Source organism: Steroidobacter sp., from assembly GCF_016790065.1.
GTDB lineage: Bacteria > Pseudomonadota > Gammaproteobacteria > Steroidobacterales > Steroidobacteraceae > Steroidobacter.
Genome location: NZ_JAEUPY010000131.1, coordinates 1 through 7,355, shown reverse-complemented (window position 1 = coordinate 7,355; position 7,355 = coordinate 1). Strand labels below are relative to the sequence as shown.

Sequence of the window (7,355 nt, the reverse complement as noted above, 5' to 3'; positions counted from 1 at the left end):
GCTCGCGCCGGATCTGGCCAAGCCGGATGAAGCGTATCCCACCATGATGCGACTGTTGCCCACCGGCATTGCAGGCCTGGTGTTCGCAGCGCTGATCGCCGCGATCATTGCGTCGACGGCGTCGAAGATCAATTCGATCGCCACCATCTTCACGCTGGACATCTATAACAAGCTCGGCCAGCCCAAGCCGGAGAAACAATTGGTGCTGGTGGGACGAATCACTGCGGTGGTGTCGATCCTGCTGGCGATCGTGACGGCACGACCGTTGCTCGGCAGCTTCGACCAGGCATTTCAATACATCCAGGAGTACACCGGCTTTTTCACGCCGGGCATCGTCGTGATCTTCATGCTCGGTTTGTTCTGGAAACGTGCCACTGAAGCCGGCGCTCTCGCCGCCACCATCGGTTCGTTCGCGCTGTCAATCGCGCTCAAGGCGCTGTTGCCGTCGCTGCCGTTCATGGATCGGATGGGCGTGGTGTTCCTGTTGGCCTTGGTGCTCGCGGTAGTGTTCTCGCTGCTGCAACCGCAGGCGGCCGGTGCGAATCGCGTCAACACGGCCGATGTGAGCTATCAGACTTCAACCAGCTTCAATATGTTTTCGCTGGGTGTGGTGGCCATCCTGGTCGCGCTCTACACGGTTTGGTGGTAATGAGCGCGGCTGGCTCAGTGGGGCCGTCTGCGGAAGGTGTTTCGGTAAGCTCGCGGCGAGGTGCCGACCACTTTCGCGAAATGCTCTCTTAGCGACGTCGATGACGTGAAGCCGGCACTGGCCGCCACGCGTTCGATCGATAAGTCGGTGGTCTCCAGCGCCTGCTGAGCGCGGCGCACTTTCGCCTGTAGCATCCATTGCAGCGGACTGACGCCGAGCTGTTCCTGGAAACGGCGAGTGAGTGTGCGGATGCTCACTCGCCCTTGCTCGGCCAGCGCATCCAGCGTCAACGCTCGATCCAGGCGCTTCTCAATCCATTCGAGCAACGGCTGCAAGCCGCCCGACGACTGCGGCGGCCGGTGCACAATGAATTGCGCTTGTCCGCCGGACCTCTCCAACGGCATCACCGATAACCTCGCCGCGTCGGCGGCGACTGCGGCACCGTGGTCGCTTCTAATCATATGCAGGCACAGATCCAAGCCGGCGGCGGCACCCGCCGAGGTCAGGATTTTTCCGTTGTCAACGAATAGAACATTGGGATTCACGGAGATTCCCGGATAACGCTCCGCCAACAGCGGCGCAGCCAACCAGTGCGTGGTTGCATTCAGCCCATCCAGTAAGCCGCTCGCTGCCAGAACGAACGCACCGCTGCAGATTGAAGCGATTCTCGCACCGTTCGCCGCGGCGGCTCTGAGTGCGACGATTATGGGTTGGGGCACTGGAGCGGTTATGTCGCTCATGCCCGGAACGATGACCGTGTCTGCTTTTGCCAGATGTTTTAAGTCCCCTTTCACGAGCATGTCGAACGCGTCCGTACGCACACGGCGAGCGTGTCCGCAGACCAGGACTTCATAAGGCTGCCGTTCGGGCGCCAAACGTACCCGTCCAAACACCTCACAAGGCATGGTCAAATCGAATGGCACCACGCCATGAAAGGCCAACACCGCCACTCTGTGAGCCTTACGCTTCGCCACCACGCACCTCGTCGCTTGTCGCAGCCTGGCCTCGTGGCCAGAATCCTTCGAATGCTGGCATTCTAGCCGATGGCCGAGAACGATGTATTCATGCATCCTGCCCTGCATGACCACCTCCTCCTCAGTCCTTTCGCAACTGCAATTCGCCGCGCTCCTGGAGGGCGTTACGCTGCTGGCGCTGTTGGGCATTGCGGTGCCACTCAAGCATCTGGCCGGGATACCGAACGCAGTATCGATCGCCGGCCCGGTACACGGCTTGGCCTTCCTCTTTTATCTGTGGCAAGCCATGAACGCCGCGACCAGCGACAGCTGGCCAACGCGAACTCTGATGCGCGTGCTTGCCGCCGCCTTCGTGCCGTTTGGATTTATCTCAACGCTGAACTTCATCCGCAAACAGCGAGCGCTGAGCGCGGCAACAGCCGCATGAGTTACCTGCTAATCAAGTCGCTGCATGTCTGCGCCGTCATGCTGTGGATCGCGGGCATGATCCTGCAGGCCTTGCTACAACGATCGGACGATCTGAAGACCCTGCAGCACCTCAGAAACTGGGACCGCATGGCAACTACGCCGGCCATGCTCATCGCATGGAGCGCAGGAATCTTCCTAGCCCTGCAAGGCGGCTGGTTCGGCAATCGTTGGTTGATGTTGAAACTGGCCTTGGTCGTCGCACTCTCGGCGCTGCACGGCATGTTTGCCAGCCAGCTCCGCAGACGCCTTCAATCACCCACCAAAACTCCATCGAGCGCAGCGCTACCCGCCATACTCGTCATAACCGCCGGCATCGTGCTGCTGGTCATCGTGAAGCCGTTCTAACTGGCACCCCGGATGCAGCTTCTGAACGACAAGCCGTGACACGCCAGGGATCGGCTCGTATATTGCGCGGCCCTGTCCAAGCTCGCCGCGGATACCGTGCATTCTCTCGATCCGGGTCGCAATGACGCGCCCCCTCCACCTACGTGGCGTGACCAAGTCACGACCTGGCTCCAAGGATTTCGACCCGCGCCGCTCGCGGTCAACGCACCGGAGCGTTGGCGAGCCATTGTCGGCGCGTTGCTGGGAATCTTATTCACCGCATTCTTATGCCGTCTGGGGGCGAACTCGCCGGCAGCGATCTGGCTAGTCGCCCCGCTAGGCGCAAGTGCCGTGCTGGTCTTCGCCGTGCCAGCCAGCCCGCTCGCACAGCCGTGGTCCGTGGTTGGCGGCAACACGATCTCGGCATTGGTGGGCGTGCTGTGTGTCCAGTTCATCGATGATCCGGCACTGGCGGCAGGCGTCGCAGTCTCCGCTGCCATCGCGGCGATGTTTGCTCTTCGCTGTTTGCATCCGCCGGGCGGCGCGGCGGCCTTGCTCGCCGTGCTGACTCACGCCAGCGCGTTCGAATTCGCGTTGTTTCCTGTGTTACTCAACAGCGTGCTGCTGGTCGCGATGGGCATCGTTTATAACAGCGCCACCGGCCGCCGCTACCCGCACAGCCAAGTCGTGGCTCGTCCCACAACGACGCCACCGAGCCGCTTCAGCTCGGAAGATCTGGACGCCGTGCTGAAACGTTACAACCAAGTGCTCGACGTGAGCCGCGACGAGCTGGAAGACATTCTGCACATGGCGGAAATGAACGCCATGGAACGTCGTATGAGCGAGCTGCGCTGTGCTGACATCATGACGCACGACGTCATCACGGTGGAGTACGGCACCCACCTGGAAGACGCTTGGCAACTGATGCGCCGTCATCGAGTCAAAGCGCTGCCGGTGGTCGACCGACAGCGCCGCATCATCGGCATCGTGTCGCTGGCGGATTTCATGCGACATGCCGACATCGACCGCAGCGCCGAGGACCTGCGCGAGCGGCTGCAAAGTTTGATCAAACGTACCGGCATTACTCACAGCGCCAAGCCGGAGGCCGTCGGCCAGATCATGTGCGCCCAAGTGCGAGTGGCCAGCGCCGAGCGCTCGGTGGCCGAGCTGATGCCGATTTTTTCCGAGCACGGCCACCATCACATCCCGGTGATCGGCCTGGACAATCGGCTGGCAGGCATCATCACCCAGTCGGATTTCGTCCGTGCTCTGTACCGCTCCGGCGGGCTACAGCGCTAAACTAGCACGGTTCGTTTCGCCTACCGCTCACGGAGCCGCCCTTGTTCGAGAATTTACAAGCTCTGCCCGAAGACCCCATTCTTGGCTTGATGGCGGCGTTTCGCGCCGATCCGGCTCCGGTGAAAATCGATCTGGGCGTGGGTGTTTATAAAGATGAGCACGGCAAAACACCGGTGCTCGCCGCCGTGCGTGCCGCGGAAGCTGCGGTCCTCGCCGAACAGCAGACCAAGACTTATCTCGGTCCCGCCGGCAATGAACAGTTCAACGCGCTCATGTCGCAACTCATCCTCGGCGACAAGCATACGGCGCTGACCAGCGGCCGAGTTCGCGCTCTGCAAGCCCCAGGCGGCTGCGGCGCGTTGCGCTTGGGCGCTGAGCTGCTCACCACCACCGGCTCGCGTCCAACCATCCATGTGAGCGATCCGACTTGGGCCAATCACGTGCCGCTGCTGAGCGGTGCCGGTCTGAAGCTCGAACGCTATCCCTACTTCGATACTCGCAGCGGCACAGTCCGCTTCGATGCCATGTTGGAACGACTGAACACGCTGCCCGCCGGCGACGTCGTGCTGTTGCATGGCTGTTGTCACAATCCGACCGGCGCCGATCTGTCGCTCGCTCAGTGGCGACAAATCGCCGACGTGTTGTTACAGCGTCGCCTGATTCCTTATGTCGATCTGGCTTATCAAGGCTTGGGCGAAGGCATCACCGAAGACTCCGAAGGTACGCGCTTGATCGCGGCCACGGTGCCGGAAGCACTGATCGCCGTGTCCTGCTCGAAGAACTTCGGTTTGTATCGGGAACGCGTCGGCCTGCTCATGGTGCTCGCCGGTAATGAGACTCAGGCCGTGGCCTCGGCCAGCCATCTTCGCAAGATCGCGCGTGGCATCTACTCCATGCCGCCGGATCATGGCGCCGCCATCGTCGCTCGCATTCTGAGCGATGCCAAACTCAGCAACGATTGGCGCAACGAAGTGAACGCCATGCGAGAACGCATGATGACGCTACGTCGCGCCCTCTCGAAGGCACTGGCTGCCACCTGTACGGCCGAGATGGCCGCTGCCGTCGACCAGCAACGCGGCATGTTCTCGACGCTGGCCGTGACGCCCGAAGCGGCCGACACGCTGCGCGAGAAACATCACATCTATATGACCCGCGACGGTCGCATCAACATCGCGGGCATCAGCCTGGAATCGGTGGACTATATCGCTCGCGCCATCGGCTCAGTCGTCGGCCGCTGAGTCCCCGCCTTGGCCGCAGCCGCGTAGCTTTTGCACGCGGCTGCGATTGTTCGTTGTTCCCTCACGCCGCGAACCATCGATCGCAACCGTGCGCAAACGGCGACAATCAAACAACAGCGCAGCCATTTTTCATCTGTTAACATTCGCGCCACAACGGCGACGCGTCACGCGGCGCCGTGTCGATATAGATGAAAGTTCAACAAGCTCAATACGTCCCGGGACTGGACCTGCTGCGGTTTTTCGCCGCTTGCATCGTCATGATCTTTCATCTCGCCTTCTGGTCGTGGGCCTTCCCCACCGGCCAAGTGGCAATTGCCTCGGGCGGCGTGGCGGACTTCCAAGACTGGACCACCTTCGCCCCCTTCGGCTGGGCCGGCGTGCAAATCTTTTTTGTGATTTCCGGCTTTGTGATCGTGGTGTCGGCCGAGCGCAGCAACCCTTTCAAGTTTTTTGTCAGCCGCTTCACTCGCTTGGTGCCAGCCGTGTGGATCTGCGCCACCGTCACCTTGCTCGCGTGGCAATTGGTGGACGCACCCACCAGCCCGCTGTCGATGTTCGCCATGTATGTGCGCAGCGTGGCCTTCTTCCCCACCGGTGCATGGATCGACAGCGTGTACTGGACGCTCGGCGTCGAGATCTGTTTCTACGCATTGATCTGCGCATTGTTGCTAGCCGACCGGCAGCGCTGGATCGTGCCCGTCATGTGCGGCGTCGGCTTGCTGAGCACCTTGTTCTGGGTGGGCTACACCGTGGCCGCCATGGATCGCAACAGCGCCGTCTTCGATTGGTTCAGTCAGGTGCAGTGGTCCCGGCTGGGGCAACTCACGCTGGTCCAGCACGGCGTGTTCTTCGCCTTCGGCGTGATGCTTTGGTCGCGCCTCATCAAGAAGCCCGCGCCCAACCAACTCGCCTGGCTCGCTCTGTTCGCCATCGGCGGTTGTTTGCAGATTGCGGGCGAGAGCGTGTTGAAGCTGGAGAAGACCGGCATGTCCTTCTCGCCAATCACACCGTGCGCGATCTGGCTCGGCGCGATGTTGTTTTTCTGGCTGGCCGTGGCCAACAACGCTCGCGTGCAGCAGCTGCCGATGTGGGCTTTGCAACTGTTGCGGCGACTCGGCCTGATGACTTATCCGCTCTACTTGCTGCACAACGTGACCGGTGGCGCATTGATGGGCGCCTTCGCCGAAGCTGGAGCGTCAGACCACATTGCCCTGGCCGGCGCCGTCGCCGCCGTGCTGGCAATGAGCTGGTGGATCTCCAAGGTGCCTGAGCCCGCGCTCCAAAAATCCACGCGAGCCCTGCTCGAAGCCTTGCGAGCGCGCTGGCAAGCCAACAATCGCAACGACGGCGTTCGCGACGCCAGCTGACGGCACGATCAGCCGGTCAGCGTCAGCGCCTGCCCCTCCAGGGACAATAACTTCGCTTTCACTGCCAAGCCGCCGGCGAATCCGGTCAGCGAGCCGTTCGAACCGAGCACGCGATGACAAGGGGCCACGATGGACAGCGGATTGCGTCCGTTCGCCGCTCCCACCGCCCGCACGGCCGCTGGATTACCGATCTGATCGGCGATCTGCGCGTACGAACGCGTCTCGCCATAAGGAATGGTCAGCAACGCATTCCACACCCGTCGCTGAAACTCCGTGCCATTGCAATCCAACGGCAACGCGAACTCTTTGCGCTGCCCGGCGAAATATTCCTGCAACTGTCGCTCCGCTTCGAGCAGGATGGGATGGCCGTCGTCCTCGACCACATCACTCAACGGCACACGTCGCGGGTTGTCGTTCTCCCACAGGATGGCCGCCAGGCCGTGCTCGGTAGCCACCAGTTTGAGTTGGCCAACCGGCGTGGCCACGAGCTTGCTGACGTAGCGTTTCATGAGCCCCATGCTAGCCGGATTCGGACGCGATGCTGGCCATTTTCGGACGCCACAGCCGGGCCGATTACATGTCCGAAAACGGCTATCCGCTGTCAGGGTTGGGCTCTATAGTCCGGCCCATGGCGCGAACTCAAAATCAGGCTCACAAGACACTGTATCGTGCGCTGTCGGCGCGAGACCGACGCTTCGACGGCGTGTTTTTCGTCGGCGTGACCTCGACTGGGATCTATTGCCGCCCGGTGTGCACCGTCAAAACACCGAAGGCCGCGAACTGCCTGTTCTTCGACAGCGCCCAGCAGGCAGAGCAAGCGCGCTTTCGACCGTGCCTGCGCTGCCGACCTGAACTTGCGCCCGGCAACGCCCCCGTCGATGACTCGCAACGAATCGCGCAGCTCATCGTCGAACGACTCGAAGACGGCTCCATCGGCAACGACGCCGGGCTCGAAGCGATCGCCCAACAGTTCGAACTGAGCTCGCGACAGATCCGCCGCATCGTTCACAAGGAGCTGGGCGTGGCACCGGTGCAG

At 61.8% G+C, this 7,355-nt stretch carries 9 protein-coding genes; 7 read left to right on the top strand and 2 right to left on the bottom strand.

Annotation, left to right across the window (positions count from 1 at the left end):
- Window positions 1-649: sodium:solute symporter family transporter (locus tag JNL55_RS05610; RefSeq protein WP_293850477.1), on the top strand; the 649-nt coding region annotated here is incomplete at its 5' end.
- Between the two features lie 14 nt (window positions 650-663).
- On the opposite strand, the gene JNL55_RS05605 is transcribed toward JNL55_RS05610, so the two are convergent.
- The gene (locus tag JNL55_RS05605) at window positions 664-1,623 is read right to left on the bottom strand and encodes a GlxA family transcriptional regulator (protein WP_293850474.1); all 960 of its coding nucleotides are present in this window, start codon (window positions 1,621-1,623) and stop codon (window positions 664-666) included.
- Window positions 1,624-1,729: 106 nt separating this feature from the next.
- Here JNL55_RS05605 and JNL55_RS05600 point away from each other — a divergent pair, with 106 nt between their 5' ends.
- The 5 genes from JNL55_RS05600 (at window position 1,730) to JNL55_RS05580 (ending at window position 6,319) form a co-directional block, all read left to right on the top strand.
- Window positions 1,730-2,050, top strand: coding sequence for a DUF3817 domain-containing protein (locus JNL55_RS05600; protein WP_293850473.1), 321 nt, complete (start codon window positions 1,730-1,732; stop codon window positions 2,048-2,050).
- The gene (locus JNL55_RS05595) at window positions 2,047-2,436 is read left to right on the top strand and encodes a CopD family protein (RefSeq protein ID WP_293850471.1); all 390 of its coding nucleotides are present in this window, start codon (window positions 2,047-2,049) and stop codon (window positions 2,434-2,436) included. Before JNL55_RS05600 ends, JNL55_RS05595 begins: the two co-directional genes overlap by 4 nt.
- Before the next feature lie 96 nt (window positions 2,437-2,532).
- Window positions 2,533-3,714 (top strand): HPP family protein, encoded by a 1,182-nt coding sequence (locus JNL55_RS05590; protein WP_293850470.1) that lies wholly within the window; start codon window positions 2,533-2,535, stop codon window positions 3,712-3,714.
- 41 nt (window positions 3,715-3,755) lie between these two features.
- Window positions 3,756-4,952: an aromatic amino acid transaminase gene (locus tag JNL55_RS05585; protein ID WP_293850468.1), complete on the top strand. Its 1,197-nt coding sequence runs from the start codon at window positions 3,756-3,758 to the stop codon at window positions 4,950-4,952.
- Window positions 4,953-5,140: 188 nt separating this feature from the next.
- A complete protein-coding gene (locus tag JNL55_RS05580) occupies window positions 5,141-6,319 on the top strand; it encodes an acyltransferase family protein (RefSeq protein ID WP_293850465.1) in 1,179 nt (392 codons plus the stop codon).
- A gap of 8 nt (window positions 6,320-6,327) precedes the next feature.
- Here the strand turns inward: JNL55_RS05580 and JNL55_RS05575 are convergent, their stop codons facing one another.
- Window positions 6,328-6,828, bottom strand: coding sequence for a methylated-DNA--[protein]-cysteine S-methyltransferase (locus tag JNL55_RS05575; protein WP_293850462.1), 501 nt, complete (start codon window positions 6,826-6,828; stop codon window positions 6,328-6,330).
- 119 nt (window positions 6,829-6,947) lie between these two features.
- Between JNL55_RS05575 and JNL55_RS05570 the strand changes: the two genes are divergently transcribed.
- A partial coding sequence (locus JNL55_RS05570) for an Ada metal-binding domain-containing protein (RefSeq protein ID WP_293850460.1) occupies window positions 6,948-7,355 on the top strand: 408 nt, incomplete at its 3' end.